An 18,611-nucleotide genomic window follows, 5' to 3' on the forward strand; every position below is an offset into this window, starting at 1 on the left:
CGCAACAGCGGGCCGACGCGCCATGACGGCTTGCCTTTCACATCCGTCAAGGAGCCGACCATGCAAGTGAAAGCGCTGATTGCCCTGGCCCTGCTGTCCGTCTTCAGCCCTGACAGCCGGGCCACCAACCTGATGTACATGCCCTTCGAGAGCGTGGTGTCCGATGCCCTGCGCGCCGGGCGCCTGGACGGCAGCGTGAAGTTCTACCTGGCGGGCAACCCGCACCCGGCGGTACTTCAGGTCAAGGTCACCGAGCTGGCCACCAACAAGAAGACCAACGCCTTCAACAAGAGCGATATCGCCGCCTGCGAATGGGCCCTGCAATCGGCCCTGATCACCCTGCAGGCCGCAGCCAAGCGGGTCGGCGCCAATGCCGTGACCAACATCGTCAGCTACTACAAGCAGCGCGTGCGCAAGGACCTCAACACTTACGAGTGTCGCGCCGGGGTGTTGATGGCCGGCGTGGCGTTGCGCGGCGACCTGGTGTTCCTGCAAACGCCGCCCCGCCCCAACAGCCCTTCAGCACGCGGCCCCGGTCTTGCGCGTCAGTAGCTCGACGAAGGCCTTGGCCATGGGCGAGCACTGGTCCTTGCGCTGCACCAGCCACACCGCCGTCATGGCTTGCGGGTCCAGCAGCCGGCGATAGACCACGCCGTCGATACGCATGCGCTGGTAGGACGCCGGCAACACCGAGACCCCAAGGCCCGCGGCCACCAGGCCGATGATGGTCATGGCCTCCGAGGCCTCCTGGGCGAAATGCGGGGTGAACCCGGCATCCCGCGACAGGTTCAGCAACTGGGCGTACAGGCCGCTGCCATAGCTGCGGGGAAAGAACACGAAGGGCTCCTGGGCCAGCTTGGACAGGTACAGGCCTTCTTCGCGACCTTCGGCCAGCGGGTGCTTGGAGCTGAGCACCGCCACCAGTGGCTCGCGCAACAGCTCCACCACCGACAGCGAATCCGGCAGGGGCAAGGGCCGCATGATGCCGACCTGGATGGCCTGGTCCACCAGCGCCTCGGCCACCTGGGTGCTGCTCATTTCCTTGAGCTTGAGGTGCACGGCGGCAAAGCGTTGGCGAAAGGCGAAGATCGCCTGGGGAATCGTCGAGTTGAAGGGCGCCGACGAGGTGAAGCCGATCTTCAACTCGCCCAGTTCGCCCAACTGCGCGCGACGGGCCACATCGGCGGCCTTGTCCACCTGGGCCAGCGCCAGTCGAGCCTCTTCGAGGAACAGCCGGCCGGCCTCGCTGAGTTCGACCCGACGATTGGTACGCTCGAACAAACGCGCGCCGATCTCTTGCTCCAGGGCCTGGATCTGCTGGCTCAGAGGCGGCTGGGAAATTCCCAGGGCCTGGGCCGCGCGGCCAAAGTGCAACTCCTCGGCCACGGCGATGAAGTAACGCAGGTGACGCAATTCCATGGAAACCCCATTGAGTCGTAGAACCTATCAAACAGGTCGAACAATATATTGGAATGAATTATTAGCCGGCTATATGCTTTTTTCATTGCCTGCCTGGCTGCGTTCCCCCCGAGGTCCCCGTGAAAACCGCTGTCGCCCCGCTTGCCCACGAAATTCCCTCTACGCCCCTGGACGAGGTAGTCGCCCAACTCAACGACGCCTATATCGAGAAAGGCACGCCGCTGTTCATGCGCACGGTGCTGGCCCTGTTCTCCGGCGGCTTCGCCACCTTCGCCCTGCTGTACTGCGTACAACCGATGATGCCGCTGCTGTCCCTGGAGTTCTCCATCAACGCCGCCCAGAGCAGCCTGGTGCTGTCGGTCTCCACTGCCTTGCTGGCCGTGGGCCTGCTGGTCACCGGGCCGATTTCCGATCGGATCGGTCGCAAGCCGGTGATGGTGGCGGCCCTCTTGGCCGCGGCCCTGTGCACCATCGCCAGCGCCCTGATGCCCAGCTGGCATGGCGTGCTGGTGATGCGCGCGCTGGTTGGGTTGTCCCTGAGCGGGCTGGCGGCGGTGGCCATGACCTACCTCAGCGAAGAGATCCACCCCCAGCACATCGGCCTGGCCATGGGCCTGTACATCGGCGGCAACGCCATCGGCGGCATGAGTGGGCGATTGATCACCGGGGTGCTGATCGATTTCGTCAGCTGGCACACGGCGATGCTGGTGATCGGCGCTCTGGCGCTGATCGCCGCGGCGGTGTTCTGGCGCATCCTGCCCGAGTCGCGCAACTTCCGCCCACGCTCGCTGCACCCACGCAGCCTGCTGGACGGCTTCACCATGCACTTTCGCGATGCCGGCCTGCCGCTGCTGTTCCTCGAGGCCTTCATGCTGATGGGGGCCTTCGTGACCCTGTTCAACTACATCGGCTATCGCCTGCTGGCCGCGCCGTACCACATGGACCAGGCGTTCGTCGGCCTGCTGTCGGTGGTGTACCTGTCGGGGATCTACAGCTCGGCGAAAGTCGGCGCCCTGGCCGATCGCCTGGGGCGGCGCAAGATGCTCTGGGCCACCATCGTGCTGATGCTCGCCGGCCTGGCCCTGACCCTGCTGGAGCCGCTGCCGGTGGTGATCATCGGCATGCTGGTGTTCACCTTCGGCTTCTTCGGGGCGCACTCGGTGGCCAGCAGCTGGATCGGTCGCCGCGCCACCAGGGCCAAGGGCCAGGCCTCGTCGCTGTACCTGTTCAGCTACTACGCCGGCTCGAGCATCGCCGGCACCGCGGGTGGGGTGTTCTGGCACCTGGCGGGCTGGAACGGCATCGGCCTGTTCATCGGCGCCCTGCTGCTGGTGGCGTTGCTGGCGGCCTTGAAGCTGGCCAAGCTGCAACCCCTGGCAGCGCCCTGAGCCCAGGACGAGCATGCCGGCGCCCGACTCTCGCAAGGCATCTGCAAGGTCGGGCGCCGGCATCGGTATCGCCTGGGATGAGCGAGCGGCTTACTTGAGGATCTCCACCAGGTCGACGTCGATCTCGCGCTTCATCAAGCCCTTCTCCACCTCGCCGGTCAGCTTGACCAGGGTCTTCTCGTTGAAGGGCACCGGTGGCAGGTTCTCGTCGTCGATCTCAACGGTGATGGTGCCGCTGGAATCCTTGAATTCGTACTTGTCGTCGTTGTCCAGCTTCTTGGTGACATAACCCTGGAGCACCACCGGGGTATCGTCCGAGGCATCCTTGGCGGCGGCAACGGTAGTGACCGCCTGGGCCCCGGGGCCGGTATAGCCGGTAGCCAGGGCAGCGGTGCTGAACAGCGGGGCGAGCAACAGGGCGAGGTAACGGGTTTTCATGGCAGTGATCCATTCTGGGTTTCGATGCCGACAAGGTTAACCACCCAGGCTGAATTGAAACTTAATCGGCGCCCTTGCCTTTCACCCGCAAGAAAAAGCCCGGCCAAGGCCGGGCTCGATCGCAGCAGGTGCGGTTACTCGTGGTACTGCGCCGACAGCTCGTGCACCGCCCGCAGGAAGGCGCCGGCGTGTTCCGGGTTCACTTCCGGGGTGATGCCATGGCCCAGGTTGAACACGTGGCCGCTGCCCTTGCCGTAGCTGGCGAGGATGCGCGCGACTTCAGCGCGGATCGCCTCCGGGTTGGCGTAGAGCACGGTGGGGTCCATGTTGCCTTGCAGCGACACCTTGGCACCGACCCGGCGCCGGGCTTCGCCGATATCGCAGGTCCAGTCCAGGCCCAGGCTGTCCGCGCCGGCATCGGCAATGCTTTCCAGCCACAGGCCGCCGCCCTTGGTGAACAGGATCACCGGCACCTTGCGTCCTTCATGCTCGCGGATCAGGCCGCTGACGATCTTGCGCATGTAGGCCAGGGAGAACTCCTGGTAGGCCGCCGCCGAGAGGCTGCCACCCCAGCTGTCGAAGATCTGCACCGCCTGGGCGCCTGCACGGATCTGCCCGTTCAGGTAGGCGGTGACCGACTGCGCCAGCTTGTCCAGCAGCAGGTGCATGGCTTGTGGGTTGTCGTAGAGCATGGCCTTGGACTTGCGGAAGTCCTTGGACGAACCGCCCTCGACCATGTAGGTCGCCAGGGTCCAGGGGCTGCCGGAGAAGCCGATCAGCGGCACGCGGCCGTTGAGTTCGCGGCGGATGGTGCTGACCGCGTCCATCACGTAGCCCAGGTCCTTGTGCGGATCGGGGATCGGCAAGGCCTCGATGTCGGCCAGGGTGCTGACCACTTTCTTGAAGCGCGGGCCTTCGCCGGTCTCGAAGTACAGGCCTTGGCCCATGGCATCGGGGATGGTCAGGATGTCGGAGAAGAGGATCGCCGCATCCAGCTGTGGATAACGGTCCAGGGGCTGCAGGGTGACTTCGCAGGCGAACGCTGGATTCATGCACAGGCTCATAAAATCACCGGCGCTGGCGCGGCTGGCGCGATATTCAGGCAGGTAGCGCCCGGCCTGACGCATCATCCACACCGGGGTGACGTCTACGGGTTGCTTGAGCAGGGCACGGAGGAAACGGTCGTTCTTCAGGGCAGTCATGTCGGCATCCGGAAAAAAAGTGGGGGCATTTTCTCAGAGCGCGACATAAAAGGCACGGCAAGAGCCGTGCCTTTTATGTATCGGGTCAATTTGTCGCGGACTACAAGCAGCTATTTAAGCGTCGCGAGCGAAGGCAAGGCAAGGCGAAAACAGACGAGGAAGCGGAGTTGACTGCTGTCAATGAGCATTCCGAGTCTGTTTTCAACGCAGCATTTCCGAGCGCAGCAGCTTAAACGCCCAGGTAGTCGAGGATGCCTTCGGCGGCGTTGCGCCCTTCGAAGATCGCCGTCACCACCAGGTCGGAACCGCGCACCATGTCGCCACCGGCGAAGATCTTCGGGTTGCTGGTCTGGTGCTTGTACTGGCCCTGCTCCGGCGCCACCACGCGGCCCTGGCTGTCGGTCTGGATCTGGAACTGCTCGAACCAGGGCGCCGGGCTCGGACGGAAGCCGAAGGCGATGACCACGGCATCGGCCGGGATGATCTCCTCGGAACCCGGGATCGGCTCGGGGCTGCGCCGGCCACGGGCGTCCGGTTCGCCGAGACGGGTCTCGACCACCTTCACGCCTTCGACCTTGTCTTCACCGACGATGGCGATGGGCTGGCGGTTGTAGAGGAACTTCACGCCCTCTTCCTTGGCGTTCTTCACCTCTTTGCGCGAGCCGGGCATGTTGGCCTCGTCGCGGCGATAGGCACAGGTCACCGACTTGGCGCCCTGGCGGATGGACGTGCGGTTGCAGTCCATCGCCGTGTCGCCACCGCCGAGCACCACGACCTTCTTGCCGTTCATGTCGACGAAATCTTCCGGCGACTTCTCGAAACCCAGGTTGCGGTTGACGTTGGCCACCAGGAAGTCCAGCGCGTCGTACACGCCCGGCAGGTCCTCGCCGGCAAAACCGCCCTTCATGTAGGTGTAGGTGCCCATGCCCATGAACACCGCATCGAACTCGGCGAGCAGTTGCTCCATGGTCACGTCCTTGCCCACCTCGGTGTTGAGGCGGAACTCGATGCCCATGCCGCTGAAGACTTCCCGGCGATTGCTCAGCACGGTCTTTTCCAGCTTGAACTCGGGGATGCCGAAGGTCAGCAGGCCACCGATCTCCGGGTTCCTGTCGAATACCACCGGCGTCACGCCACCACGTACCAGCACGTCGGCACAGCCCAGGCCCGCCGGGCCGGCACCGATGATCGCCACGCGCTTGCCGGTGGGCTTGACCTTGGACATGTCCGGGCGCCAGCCCATGGCGAAGGCGGTGTCGGTGATGTACTTCTCCACCGAGCCGATGGTCACTGCGCCGAAACCGTCGTTGAGGGTGCAGGCGCCCTCGCACAGGCGGTCCTGCGGGCATACGCGGCCGCAGACTTCCGGCAGAGTGTTGGTCTGGTGCGACAACTCGGCGGCGGCCAGGATGTTGCCCTCGGCCACCAGCTTGAGCCAGTTGGGAATGAAGTTGTGCACCGGGCACTTCCATTCGCAGTAGGGATTGCCACAACCCAGGCAGCGATGGGCCTGTTCGACCGATTGCTGGGGTTTGAAGGGCTCGTAGATTTCCACGAACTCTTTCTTGCGCTGACGCAACAGTTTCTTCTTCGGATCCTTGCGCCCGACATCGATGAACTGGAAGTCGTTATTCAGACGTTCAGCCATTTTTCAAAACCTCTATACAGCAGCTGCAAGCTATGAGCTGCAAGCCGCAAGTCGATCACTAATGCCCGGCAAACCTCGTACTGCTTCGCTTGCAGCTTGAGGCTCGCCACTTGCAGCTGCTTTATTGCGGGTTGGCCCGGGTGCTGGAGAGCAGGTTCTTCAGGTTCGCCGCCTTCGGCTTGACCAGCCAGAAGCGACGCGCATAGTCGTCCAGGTTTTCCCAGAGCTCACGACCCCATTCACTACCGGTTTCCTCGACGTACTCGCCCAGCACGCGCGAAAGATGGCTGCGATAAGCCTCCATCGCCTCGCCGGTGATCCGCTGGATCTCCACCAGTTCATGGTTCAGCTTGTCGACGAAGCTGTTGTCCATGTCCAGCACGTAGGCGAAGCCGCCCGTCATGCCTGAGCCGAAGTTGTAGCCGGTCTTGCCCAGGACGCAGACAAAACCACCGGTCATGTATTCGCAGCAGTGATCGCCGGTGCCTTCCACCACGGTATGGGCACCGGAGTTGCGTACGGCGAAACGCTCGCCCGCGGTGCCGGCGGCGAACAGCTTGCCGCCCGTGGCGCCGTACAGGCAGGTGTTGCCGACAATGGCGCTATCCTGGGTCTTGTAGGCGCTGCCCTGGGGCGGGACGATCACCAGCTTGCCGCCGGTCATGCCCTTGCCCACGTAGTCGTTGGCGTCGCCTTCCAGGTAGAGGTTCAGGCCGCCGGCGTTCCACACGCCGAAGCTCTGGCCAGCAGTGCCCTTGAAGCGGAAAGTGATCGGCGCCTGGGCCATGCCCTGGTTGCCGTGGACCTTGGCGATCTCGCCGGAAATCCGCGCGCCGATGGACCGGTCGCAGTTGCAGATATCCAGTTCGAACTCGGCACCGCTCTTGTCGTTGATGGCTGCGCGCGCCATCTCGACCATCTTCTCGGCCAGCAGGCCCTGGTCGAACGGCGGGTTGCGGTCCACCTGGCAGAACTGCGGCTTGTCCGCCGGTACGTGGTCGCTGCCCAGCAACGGGGTCAGGTCCAGGTGGTGCTGCTTGGCGGTCTGGCCTTCGAGCACCTGGAGCAGGTCGGTACGGCCGATCAGCTCTTGCAGCGAACGCACGCCCAGCCTGGCCAGCCACTCGCGGGTTTCCTCGGCCACGTAGGTGAAGAAGTTCACCACCATGTCGACGGTGCCGATGTAGTGGTCCTTGCGCAGCTTGTCGTTCTGGGTGGCGACGCCGGTGGCGCAGTTGTTCAGGTGGCAGATGCGCAGGTACTTGCAGCCCAGGGCGATCATCGGCGCAGTGCCGAAGCCGAAGCTCTCGGCGCCGAGGATGGCCGCCTTGATCACGTCCAGGCCGGTCTTGAGGCCGCCGTCGGTCTGCACCCGGACCTTGCCGCGCAGGTCGTTGCCGCGCAGGGTCTGGTGGGTTTCGGCCAGGCCCAGTTCCCATGGGGCGCCGGCGTACTTGATCGAGGTCAGCGGCGAGGCGCCGGTGCCACCGTCATAGCCGGAGATGGTGATCAGGTCGGCATAGGCCTTGGCCACGCCGGCGGCGATGGTGCCGACCCCGGCCTCGGCCACCAGCTTCACCGAAACCAGTGCCTGGGGGTTGACCTGCTTGAGGTCGAAAATCAGCTGCGACAAGTCTTCGATCGAGTAGATGTCGTGGTGCGGCGGAGGCGAGATCAGGGTCACACCCGGAACCGCGTAGCGCAGCCTGGCGATCAGGCCGTTGACTTTGCCGCCGGGCAGTTGGCCGCCCTCGCCGGGCTTGGCGCCCTGGGCCACCTTGATCTGCAGCACTTCGGCGTTGACCAGGTATTCCGGGGTCACGCCGAAACGGCCAGTGGCCACTTGCTTGATCTTCGAGCTCTTGATGGTGCCGTAGCGGGCCGGATCTTCACCGCCCTCACCGGAGTTGGAGCGCGCGCCCAGGCGGTTCATCGCCTCGGCCAGGGCCTCGTGGGCCTCCGGCGACAGCGCACCGAGGGAGATGCCGGCAGAGTCGAAACGCTTGAGGATCGCTTCCAGGGGCTCGACTTCGCCCAGGTCCAGCGGCTGCTCCAGGGTCTTGACCTGGAACAGGTCGCGAATCATCGACACTGGGCGGTTGTCCACCAGCGCGGTGTATTCCTTGAACTTGGCGTAGTCGCCCTGTTGCACCGCGGCTTGCAGGGTGTTGACCACATCCGGGTTGTAGGCGTGGTATTCGCCGCCATGGACGAACTTCAAGAGGCCGCCTTGCTGGATCGGCTTGCGCGGGCTCCAGGCTTCGGCGGCCAGGGCCTTCTGCTCGGCCTCGATATCGACGAAACGCGCACCCTTGATCCGGCTCGGTACCCCACGGAAGCTCAGGTCGCAGACCTCTTCGGACAGGCCGATGGCTTCGAACAACTGCGCACCACGGTAGGACGTGATGGTGGAGATGCCCATCTTCGACAGGATCTTCAGCAGGCCCTTGGTAATGCCCTTGCGGTAGTTCTTGAACACCTCGTAGAGGTCGCCCAGCACCTCGCCGGTACGGATCAGGTCGCCCAGCACTTCGTAGGCCAGGAACGGATAGACCGCCGAGGCGCCAAAGCCGATCAGCACCGCGAAGTGATGCGGATCGCGGGCAGTGGCGGTTTCTACCAGGATGTTGGAGTCGCAGCGCAGGCCCTTCTCGGTCAGGCGGTGATGCACCGCGCCGGTGGCCAGGGACGCATGGATCGGCAGCTTGCCCGGGGCGATATGGCGGTCGCTCAGGACGATCTGGGTGCGGCCGGCCCGGGCGGCTTCCTCAGCCTGGTCGGCGACATTGCGGATCGCCGCTTCCAGGCCGACGCTCTCGTCATAGTTGAGGTCGATGATCTGGCGCTCGAAACCCGGGCGCTCCAGGTTCATCAGCGAACGCCACTTGGCCGGGGAGATCACCGGCGAGCTGAGGATTACCCGCGAGGCATGCTCGGGGGATTCCTGGAAGATGTTGCGCTCGGCACCGAGGCAGATCTCCAGGGACATGACGATGGCTTCGCGCAGCGGGTCGATCGGCGGGTTGGTGACCTGGGCGAACTGCTGGCGGAAGTAGTCGTAGGGGGTGCGCACGCGCTGGGACAGCACGGCCATCGGCGTGTCGTCGCCCATGGAGCCTACCGCCTCGTAGCCCTGCTCGCCCAACGGCCGCAGCACCTGGTCACGCTCTTCGAAGGTGACCTGGTACATCTTCATGTACTGCTTGAGCTGGTCGACGTCGTAGAAGGCCGAGCCGTGGTCGTTGTCTTCCATGGTGGCCTGGATGCGCAGGGCATTCTTGCGCAGCCATTGCTTGTACGGATGACGGGACTTGAGACGGTTGTCGATGGCGTCGGTGTCGAGGATCTGCCCGGTCTCGGTGTCCACGGCGAAGATCTGCCCCGGACCGACCCGGCCCTTGGCGATCACGTCCTCGGGCTGGTAGTTCCAGACGCCGATTTCCGAGGCCAGGGTGATGAAGCCGTTCCTGGTGGTGACCCAACGCGCCGGGCGCAGGCCGTTGCGGTCCAGCAGGCAGACGGCATGGCGACCATCGGTCATGACCACGCCGGCCGGGCCGTCCCAGGGCTCCATGTGCATGGAGTTGTATTCGTAGAAGGCGCGCAGGTCGGCGTCCATGGTCTCGACGTTCTGCCAGGCCGGCGGAATGATCATGCGCACGCCACGGAACAGGTCGATACCACCGGTGACCATCAGCTCCAGCATGTTGTCCATGCTCGAGGAGTCGGAACCCACGCGGTTGACCAGCGGCCCCAGCTCTTCCAGGTCGGGGATCAGGTCGTTGGCGAACTTGGTACGCCGCGCCACCGCCCAGTTACGGTTGCCGGTGATGGTGTTGATCTCGCCGTTGTGGGCGAGGAAGCGGAAGGGCTGCGCCAGCGGCCACTTCGGCAGGGTGTTGGTGGAGAAGCGCTGGTGGAACACGCAAATCGCGGTCTGCAGGCGCGGATCGCCCAGGTCTGGATAGAAGGCGGCGAGGTCCGCCGGCATCATCAGGCCTTTATAGATGATGGTCTTGTGGGAAAAGCTGCAGATGTAGTGGTCGGTGTCGGCGGCGTTGGCCACCGAGGAACGACGGCGAGAGCTGAACAGCTTGATGGCGAAGTCCTGGTCGCTCAGGCCTTCACCGCCGATGAATACTTGCTCGATCTGCGGCAGGCGCTCAAGGGCCAGGCGCCCGAGCACACTGGTGTCGATCGGCACCTTGCGCCAGCCCAGCAGTTGCAGGCCGGCGGCCAGGATCTCGCGGTTCATGTTTTCCCGCGCAGCTTCGGCCTTGGCCGGATCCTGGTTGAAGAACACCATGCCCACGGCGTACTGCTTGGGCAGGTCGGTCCCGAAGTGCTCCTTGGCGACAGCGCGCAGGAACAGGTCGGGTTTTTGTATCAGCAGACCGCAACCGTCGCCGGTCTTGCCGTCCGCGTTGATCCCACCGCGGTGGGTCATACAGGTCAGGGCCTCGATGGCCGTTTTCAACAGGGTATGACTGGGTTCGCCCTGCATATGGGCGATCAGGCCGAAACCACAGTTATCCTTAAATTCATCGGGTTGGTACAGACCTGCTTTCATAGACACTTTCTCACCAGGCTGCCTCTTTTCGAGACAAATTTCTTTTCAATTCAACCTGTTACCTTCCACGTCGAACGTACGCCGACTTTGCAGGGGCAAAAGGGAGGTCATTGTACACACCGACACATAACCCCACAAATTTAACGACGATCTGTCGAAAATTCATGTCGCATTTATGAACGTTTTAAAGCGATACGCTGTGCTAGTCAAAAAGTTTTGTCTTGGACTGCAGCGACTCAAAAACTACTGTGACGCAGACACCACAAAGCACGCGGCCTGTAGGGCAGCATGCTGATGCGGAAATTTGAGGTTGCCTGGAGAGGCGGCCTGGGTAAGGCCGCCGAATCTTCAGCGGGCTGTTGCGAGTTCTTGTTGAACGCTGGCGACAGTGCGAGGCCAAGGTTTACCAGCCTGAACCTTCGCTGGCAAGGATTTGATAGCGCTGACCGCTGCATCGCGGCTTGCGAAGTTGCCGTAGGTGATCACATACAGCGGCTTGCCGTTGAGGACTTTCTTGAAGTAGCGGTACTCGCCGCCCTGTTCCTTGACGAAGTTCTGCGCGGTGGCTTCCGAGCTGGTACCCAGGATCTGCACCACGTAGTTGCCAGGCGCCTGGCCGGCGTACCAGCTGCCACCGGTGGCGGCCTTGGCCACGGTGAGTGGTTTATCGGCCGGCTTGGCGGCCGGAGCAGGCTTGGCGGCCACAGGCTTCTCCACAGGCTTGGGCGCTGGGGCTGGCTTGGCGGCGGCCACCTGGGTCGGTGCTGGAGCTGGAGCAGGGGCCGGAGTAGGACGTGGCGCCGGAGTGGCGGCCGGGCCAGCCGGTACGCCAGCCGGCGGTGCAGTCGTCGTTACCGTTGGTGGAACGGCGCTCGAACCCGGCACAGGCACCCCATCGTCGCCTTCGGTGATACCACCTGCGGCTTCGGCCAGAGGCCCACGCATGACCGGTTGCGACTGGCCGACCAGCGGCAGTGGCATAGGTTGCGACGAACCGGCGAACTCTACAGCCGGGCCGCCATTGGCATTGGACGCCTGTCCCAGCGGCAGTTGCGCCTGCTCGTTGGCCGGCGTGCCGGTGGCGGGCGCCTTGCCGCGCCCAGGCATCAGCCAGGCTGCCGCTACGGCCACAACCACTACCGCGGAAATGGCCAATACGTGTTTCTTAGGCATGTTGAACCCCATACTTGGACGCTTTATCGCAGAGCGGCTGGCGATCATTGCTTCGATCATCGCATCCCTGGCGACCTGGTTGATGTTGCCCGGCCAGCCATCGGAGCTTTCGTGAATATCACTGATCTGATCTGCGGAGAAAAGTTCGATGCCCTGCCCCGCGCCCTCGAGACGCTGCGCCAGGTATTCCCGGGTTTCTTCCTCGGTGTAGGGCTGCAGTTCGATGACGTGGAAGCGCTCCTGGTCGGTGCTGAACTGGTCCAGCGCCGCGATCAGCGACGACTCTCCGAACAGGAAGACATGGGGACGACCTTCAGGGGCGCCCGCCGCCAGCGCCAGCAGCGCCTCGAGCGCAGACTCGTCGAGCTGCTCGGCATCGTCCACCAGCAGGTAGACCTCCTGGCCGGTCAGGGCCAGTTGCACCACCTGGGCCAGGATCGCGCCGATCTCGGCCTGGGCCACGTTCAGCGCCTGGGCCACCTGGCGCAGTACACCGGCGGCATCGCCGGCGCCACGGGCGGAAACCACCACGCTCTGAACCGATTGCTTGTTGGTGCTGGCGACCAGCGCCTGGCGCAACAGGGTCTTGCCGCTGCCCTGGGGGCCGGTGACCACCAGCAGCAGCTGGCTGTAGCGGGCCAGGTGGTGCAGTTGCCCCAGCACGGGCTTGCGCTGGGCAGGGAAGAACTTGAAGCCGGGGACCCGAGGAGCGAAGGGGTCGTGACTCAACTGGTAATGGCCGAGGAATGCCTCGTCCGCGTGCAAACTAGTCATCGGAATCTATCAACCTTTAAGCTGAGCCAGGGCGCGGTAGTCCGCTCCCAGCGTGGCCTGTAGAACCTCTTTCGGATAGTCGTCGGTCACTACGGCTTCGCCCATGCGGCGCAGCAGTACCAGGCGCAAACGACCATCGATCACTTTCTTGTCTATTGCCATGTGTTCGAGAAAATCGGCCTCGGTCATCTCCTCGGGCGGAATGACCGGCAGGCCGGCGCGCTGGAACAGGGCGATGCCGCGATCACGCTCCTGCGCGCTGATCCAGCCCAGGCGCGACGACATCTCCAGGGCCATCACGGTGCCAGCCGCCACGGCCTCGCCGTGCAACCACACGCCATAGCCCATGTGGGTCTCGATGGCATGGCCGAAGGTGTGGCCGAGATTGAGGGTGGCGCGCACGCCCGACTCGCGTTCATCGGCACCCACCACTGCGGCCTTGGCCGCGCAGGAGCGTTCGATGGCGTAGGTCAGTGCCTGCGGATCCAGGGCCCGCAGGCGATCGACGTTTTCTTCCAGCCAGGTGAGGAACGGCTCGTCGCAGATCAGGCCGTACTTGATCACCTCCGCCAGGCCCGCCGACAGCTCGCGGCTCGGCAGGGTCTTGAGGCTGGTGGTATCGATCAACACCACGTTCGGCTGGTAGAAGGCACCGACCATGTTCTTGCCCAGCGGGTGGTTGATGCCAGTCTTGCCACCCACCGAGGAGTCGACCTGGGACAGCAAGGTGGTAGGGATCTGGATGAAGTCGACACCACGCTGGTAGCAGGCTGCGGCAAACCCGGCCATGTCACCGATCACTCCGCCACCAAGGGCGATGACGGTGGTACGGCGGTCGTGGCGTGCAGTCAGCAGGCCATCGAAGATCAACTGCAGGGTTTCCCAGTTCTTGTAGGCCTCGCCATCGGGCAAGACCACCGAGATCACCGAGAACTGCGCCAGGGTACGGGTCAGACGCTCAAGGTACAGCGGCGCGACGGTTTCATTGGAAATGATCGCCACTTGCCGCCCGGCGATGTGCGGCACCAGCAGCTCGGGCCGGTCCAACAATCCTTCACCGATGTGGATCGGGTAGCTGCGCTCGCCTAGATCGACCTTAAGTGTCTGCATGTGTCCCCACAGAGAAGATGGAAGCAGGCATTGTGCCTTGCATTGACGATGGGCCTCGCCTGGTCATCTGACGCGGCCCGATAGCTCTGCGCCACACCTTGGCGGTCTGGCGCGACGCCGAGAATAGCGCATTTCATCCGGCGTATTAACGGGGAGGCAGCTGCTGCAGGCGCTCGAGGATGTCCAGCACCACCAATCGCGGTGGCCGCTCATCGGTTTCTACCACCAGGTCGGCGATTTCCCGATAAAGCGGATCGCGGATCTCCAGCAGGTCGCGCAGCGTCTTGGCCGGATCGGCGGTACGCAACAAGGGGCGATTGCGATCCCGGGCGGTCCGTCCGACCTGTTGCTCCACCGAAGCATGCAGGTACACCACTCGTCCGCCGGCATGCAACGCCCGACGATTGGCATCGCGCATCACAGCACCACCACCAGTGGCCAGTACTACGCCATCGGTGCTGCACAACTCGGCGATCATCGCCTGCTCACGGTCGCGAAAACCCGGCTCGCCTTCCTTGTCGAAGATCCACGGGATATTCGCGCCTGTGCGCAGTTCAATTTCCTTATCGGAATCTTTGAATGGCAGGCGCAACTCTTTGGCCAGCAAGCGGCCGATGGTGCTTTTTCCAGCCCCCATTGGCCCAACAAGAATCAAATTTCGCACAGAATCAATGACTCGCAGCAATCGCCTGGTTGTTCATGATACGCGGAGTGAGAAACACCAGCAGCTCGGATTTCTTCTCTGACACCACGTCTCGCCGGAAAAGGCGGCCAAGATACGGCACATCGCCCAGAAATGGCACTTTATCTACAACCTTGCTCTGCGTATTGGAAAAAACGCCGCCGATGACAATGGTTTGCCCGTCACGCACCAGAACCTTGGCATTGACTTCATTCTTGCGGATAGGCGGAACGTCCTGGACCTTGTTCAAGTAGTCCGGCTCATCCTTGGTGACCTTGACCTCCATGACCACCCGGTCGTCCGGGGTGATCTGCGGCGTAACCTCCAAGGACAGCGAAGCCTCCTTGAACGAAACCGAAGTCGCACCGCTGGAACTGGCCTCCTGATAGGGAATCTCGGTGCCCTTGAGGATCCTGGCGGTCTCTTTGTCGGAAGTGACCACTTTTGGCTGGGAGATGATTTCGCCGTTGCCGCTCTTCTCCATCGCCGTCAGCTCCAGATCCAGCAGCAGGTTGTCGGAGATATAGGCGATGCCCATGCCGGAAGTCCGGCCGACGACACCCAGGTCGACGAACGGCGAGTCGCTGCCACCGCCAAGACCGCTGGTCGGAGAGCCGCCGGCACCGGACAGTTTCCAGCTCCCTCGGTTCTGCAACGAACCGCCCCAGCGCGTACCCAGGCCCTTGTCATAGTCAACGTTGGCCTCGACGATGCGCGCCTCGATCATCACCTGGCGTACCGGAACGTCCAGTTGGGTGACGATGCGCCGCAACTCGTCGAGGCGCTCCTGGTTCTGGTAGGCAATGATGTTGTTGGTGCGCTCATCGACACTGATGGACCCACGCTCGCCAATCCGCTCCTCGCTGCCGGTCACCGACTGGAACAGCCTGGCGATGTCGGCGGCCCTGGCGTAGTTGACCTGCAACAGCTCCCGACGCAAGGGCGCCAGGTCCTCCAACTGCTTTTGCGATTCCAGCTCCTGCAACTCACGGGCGGCGATCTCTTCAGCCGGAGCCACCAACAACACGTTGCCGACCCGGCGCTGATCCAGGCCCTTGGTCTTGAGCACCAGGTCCAGGGCCTGGTCCCAGGGCACGCCTTTCAGGCGCAGGGTGATACTGCCCTGCACCGTATCGCTGGCCACCAGGTTGAGCCCCGTGAAATCGGCGATCAACTGCAGCACCGATCGCACCTCGATATCCTGGAAATTCAACGACAGCTTGTCGCCACCGTAGGCCGGGCTCCCGGTCGCAGGCCTGGCACCGACCACCTGGCGTCCATCGGCAGGCCTTGGCTCACCTGCACTCACCCATGGCGCCAGCAACGTTATCCACAGCACTACACCACAGGCAGGCACAGCCCTGTTCATCATCCTGACTCCATTCAAGAATGGGGCTTCAGCGCCAGGGTCCGTGGTCGGTCCAACCAGCCTCCCGAGCCGTCGGGCACGATTTCCAGCACCTTCACCCATGATTCGTCGATGGCCACGATCCGTCCCTGATCGCGCCCCAGGTAGTCACCTATCCGCAGCCGATGTACCGCATCGCCTGCGCGCAGCAGGACGAAGCTCCCGGCATTACCGGACAAGGTCCCGACCATTTGCAGTTGCTCGAGATCGAAGGCCTCGAGCGGTCCGCGAACCCGCCCAGGATCGGACCAACCGCCTACCGCACCCCGGCCGGCAAGCGAGGTGGCCAATGGCGCCTGGAAGGGACTGCGCAGCGCACCGGCACCGTAGCCAAGCGTCGGGAAGGCGCGAATGGTGGAGGCCGGTTCGATCCGGATCGCTGCCTGCCCCCGCAGGGTTTCCAGGTAGGCATCCAGATCGGGAAATCCAGCCTCTGGCCCACATCCCGGCAGGCTCACCCAGATCACACCAGGCAGCAGCCAGCGAGTGCCCCTCACGAACTCGCCTGCGGGCCTGAATATTTGTAGGCCCGCGCCTCCAGCCGCATTCTCAAGCGCACCGGATCGGCGGCATCCAGCGGCGCGATCCGGATATCGTGCACAGTGAGGACCCGTGGCAGGGCCGCAAGACCGCCGACGAAAATTGCCAGGTCGTGATAAGCACCGGTAACCGTGAGCTGAATCGGCAACTGCACCAGGAACTGCCAGGGTTGCTCCGGCTGCGGCCGGATCTCCTCGAAATCCAGGCCGACATCCAGCCCCACTCGACTGATGTCTTCCAGCAAGCCCGGAGCCTCTGCGCTAGCGGGAAACAGTTGCAGCCAACGCTGAAACTCGCCCTGCATGAGCAACAGCTGCTGGCGATAAGCCTCCAGGCCAGCCCCCTCGCGGACTTTGCCCGCGACCTGCTCCTTGAGCCGGGCTTCCTTGTGCCGCAACTGCTCCACCCGCTCCAATCCTGCTGCCAGATAAAAGCCGCGGCCCGCCAGCAACACCGCCAAGAGGAGCAGAATCGCCAGCAACGCCCTGAACGCCCCCGGCCAATCGCCGGGGCTATCGGATGCCAGCGCCCGCAGATCGGTATAGCGCACACGATCCCACCATGACCAACGACTCACGGCCCCGAATCCAGCGATGACACCGGTACTTGCTGCACCTTGAGCCGAAACCGGTTGGACAAGCCCGGCTCCCCATCTGCGGCATGCCGGACCTCACCCAGCTCAGGGACAGTAAAACCCTCGGCGAACTGCAGGTTGCGCAGCAATTCGGAAACCCGCTCGTTGGATTCGGCTGCGCCGCTGATATCCAGGCTCCGCCCCCGTTGCTCGACATCGGTGAGATAAACGCCATCAGGCAAGCTACGGGCCAGTTGCTCGAATATCTGCACTCCGGACGAACGGTTGCCCTGCAACTCCTCGATGTTCTTCATGCGCTCGAGAAGCTCCTGGCGCTGCGACTTGAGCTCGTGAAGGCTGGCGATCCGATCGTCCTGACTTGCCACCACCTGCTGCAGATACTGGTTGCGCAGATGCAACCGCTCGACTACCCGGGAGATATAGGCGTCCGCCAGCAGGATCACCGCGCCCCCCAACACCACCATCGCCGCCAGCACCTGGAAGAACCGCCGACGACGCAGTTCCCGCGAAGCTTCACGCCAGGGCAGCAGGTTGATCCGGGACATCAGTGCACTCCTCTCAAGGCCAGGCCGCAGGCGAGCAGCAAGCTCGGCGCCTGGTCGGCGAGCGCCCGGGCATCCACCCTGGCACCGCTGGACATGTCACGAAAAGGATTGGCGATACAGGTAGCCACAGCCAGGGACTGCTCCACGCAAAGCGCCAGGCCATGGAGGCGACTGGCGCTCCCCGCCAGCAGCAACAAGTCCACCTGGCGTCGCTGGGGTGAACCGGCGAACTGTTGTAACGAACGGGTCGCCTGATGCACAAGTTCCCCCTCGAAAGCACGCAGCACCTCGCCAATGCAGTCTTGGGGCAAACGCTCCTGGCGTTGGGCCAGCAATGCCTCGTCCAGCGTCAACCCATGCCCTTGCAGGTCATCCAACAGTTGTCGGCTACCGAACGGCTGCTCGTGGCCATGGATGACTCGTTGCCCTTGCATCACCTTGAAGGTGCTGCGATCCAGGCCGATATCGAACAGGGCCAGGGTCGCTGCAAGGGGTTGGCTGCTGCCCAGCAGCGCCAGGCAACGCTCCAGGGCCAGGGGCTGGGTTTCCACCACCTGGACCCTGAGATCAACCAGGGCCAGTGCCGAGACCAGGGATTCGACATGCTCGTTGTGGCATGCCACCAGCAGCACATGGTTGCGCGGTGAGTTGCCAGGCACAGGCCCTCGCACCTCGAAATCGATGGCTACGTCTTCCAACGGGTAGGGGATGTACTGCTCGGCCTCCAGGGCGACCTGGCTTTCCAGCTCCTGCTCCGATAGCCCGGCCGGCATCTCGATCAGCTTGCTGATCACCACTTCACCAGGTAGCGCCACCGCAACGTTGCGCAGGTCGGTAGCACTTTTTAGCCAAACACGGGACAGGGTCTCGGCCAGGGCCTCGGGGTCGACGATCAAGGGCTCCTGCACCGCCCCAGGCGGCAGGGGTTCCCGGGCATAGGCCTCGACCCGGTAGCCCGGGCCCTGGCGACTCAAGGCCAGGAGCGTCACCGCCGTCGACTGGATATCGATTCCCACCAGGGAACCCGGCTTTCTGCTGAACAATCCAAGCACGACCAATTCCTTATGACTATCCGTAACTTATGGATTCCTTGGGCCGCAGTGCGCTCGATCGTCGCAT

The 18,611-nt window shown here is 63.6% G+C and carries 14 protein-coding genes and 1 pseudogene; 2 read left to right on the forward strand and 13 right to left on the reverse strand.

Annotation, left to right across the window (positions count from 1 at the left end; genetic code table 11):
• Positions 1-60 precede the first annotated feature (60 nt).
• On the forward strand, positions 61-552 hold the full coding sequence (locus tag CAG11_RS06900; RefSeq protein ID WP_085595630.1) for an excinuclease: 492 nt from the start codon (positions 61-63) through the stop codon (positions 550-552).
• On the opposite strand, the gene CAG11_RS06905 is transcribed toward CAG11_RS06900, so the two are convergent.
• Entirely contained in the window at positions 520-1,419 is a 900-nt protein-coding gene (locus CAG11_RS06905; RefSeq protein ID WP_085595632.1) for a LysR family transcriptional regulator, read from the reverse strand. The two genes, CAG11_RS06900 and CAG11_RS06905, sit on opposite strands and share 33 nt — an antisense overlap.
• Before the next feature lie 152 nt (positions 1,420-1,571).
• Here CAG11_RS06905 and CAG11_RS06910 point away from each other — a divergent pair, with 152 nt between their 5' ends.
• Complete coding sequence (locus tag CAG11_RS06910) at positions 1,572-2,807, forward strand: MFS transporter (protein ID WP_371857915.1); 1,236 nt, start codon at positions 1,572-1,574, stop codon at positions 2,805-2,807.
• Positions 2,808-2,897: 90 nt separating this feature from the next.
• On the opposite strand, the gene CAG11_RS06915 is transcribed toward CAG11_RS06910, so the two are convergent.
• The 12 genes and pseudogenes from CAG11_RS06915 to pilM form a co-directional block, all read right to left on the reverse strand.
• Positions 2,898-3,245 (reverse strand): YgiW/YdeI family stress tolerance OB fold protein, encoded by a 348-nt coding sequence (locus CAG11_RS06915; protein WP_085595636.1) that lies wholly within the window; start codon positions 3,243-3,245, stop codon positions 2,898-2,900.
• Between the two features lie 134 nt (positions 3,246-3,379).
• On the reverse strand, positions 3,380-4,447 hold the full coding sequence (gene hemE / locus CAG11_RS06920) for a uroporphyrinogen decarboxylase (protein WP_085595638.1): 1,068 nt from the start codon (positions 4,445-4,447) through the stop codon (positions 3,380-3,382).
• A gap of 229 nt (positions 4,448-4,676) precedes the next feature.
• The gene (locus CAG11_RS06925; protein WP_022639922.1) at positions 4,677-6,095 is read right to left on the reverse strand and encodes an FAD-dependent oxidoreductase; all 1,419 of its coding nucleotides are present in this window, start codon (positions 6,093-6,095) and stop codon (positions 4,677-4,679) included.
• Positions 6,096-6,216: 121 nt separating this feature from the next.
• On the reverse strand, positions 6,217-10,665 hold the full coding sequence (gene gltB / locus CAG11_RS06930) for a glutamate synthase large subunit (protein ID WP_085595640.1): 4,449 nt from the start codon (positions 10,663-10,665) through the stop codon (positions 6,217-6,219).
• 348 nt (positions 10,666-11,013) lie between these two features.
• Positions 11,014-12,612 (reverse strand): AAA family ATPase, encoded by a 1,599-nt coding sequence (locus CAG11_RS06940; RefSeq protein WP_085595642.1) that lies wholly within the window; start codon positions 12,610-12,612, stop codon positions 11,014-11,016.
• A gap of 9 nt (positions 12,613-12,621) precedes the next feature.
• The gene (gene aroB, locus CAG11_RS06945) at positions 12,622-13,722 is read right to left on the reverse strand and encodes a 3-dehydroquinate synthase (RefSeq protein WP_085595644.1); all 1,101 of its coding nucleotides are present in this window, start codon (positions 13,720-13,722) and stop codon (positions 12,622-12,624) included.
• 145 nt (positions 13,723-13,867) lie between these two features.
• Positions 13,868-14,386: a shikimate kinase AroK gene (aroK, locus tag CAG11_RS06950; protein WP_053132472.1), complete on the reverse strand. Its 519-nt coding sequence runs from the start codon at positions 14,384-14,386 to the stop codon at positions 13,868-13,870.
• A 4-nt stretch (positions 14,387-14,390) separates the two neighbouring features.
• A pseudogene (locus tag CAG11_RS06955) lies at positions 14,391-15,686 on the reverse strand (type IV pilus secretin PilQ); the annotation flags it as partial.
• 101 nt (positions 15,687-15,787) lie between these two features.
• The gene (locus tag CAG11_RS06960) at positions 15,788-16,309 is read right to left on the reverse strand and encodes a pilus assembly protein PilP (RefSeq protein WP_085595648.1); all 522 of its coding nucleotides are present in this window, start codon (positions 16,307-16,309) and stop codon (positions 15,788-15,790) included.
• Complete coding sequence (locus CAG11_RS06965; RefSeq protein ID WP_085595650.1) at positions 16,306-16,929, reverse strand: type 4a pilus biogenesis protein PilO; 624 nt, start codon at positions 16,927-16,929, stop codon at positions 16,306-16,308. Before CAG11_RS06965 ends, CAG11_RS06960 begins: the two co-directional genes overlap by 4 nt.
• Positions 16,926-17,492, reverse strand: a complete 567-nt coding sequence (locus tag CAG11_RS06970; protein ID WP_085595652.1) for a PilN domain-containing protein — start codon at positions 17,490-17,492, stop codon at positions 16,926-16,928. The genes CAG11_RS06965 and CAG11_RS06970 overlap by 4 nt, the downstream gene beginning before the upstream one ends.
• On the reverse strand, positions 17,492-18,544 hold the full coding sequence (pilM, locus tag CAG11_RS06975; protein WP_085595654.1) for a type IV pilus assembly protein PilM: 1,053 nt from the start codon (positions 18,542-18,544) through the stop codon (positions 17,492-17,494). Before pilM ends, CAG11_RS06970 begins: the two co-directional genes overlap by 1 nt.
• Positions 18,545-18,611: the final 67 nt, after the last annotated feature.

The organism is Pseudomonas sp. B6(2017), from assembly GCF_002112765.1.
Lineage (GTDB): Bacteria > Pseudomonadota > Gammaproteobacteria > Pseudomonadales > Pseudomonadaceae > Aquipseudomonas > Aquipseudomonas piscis.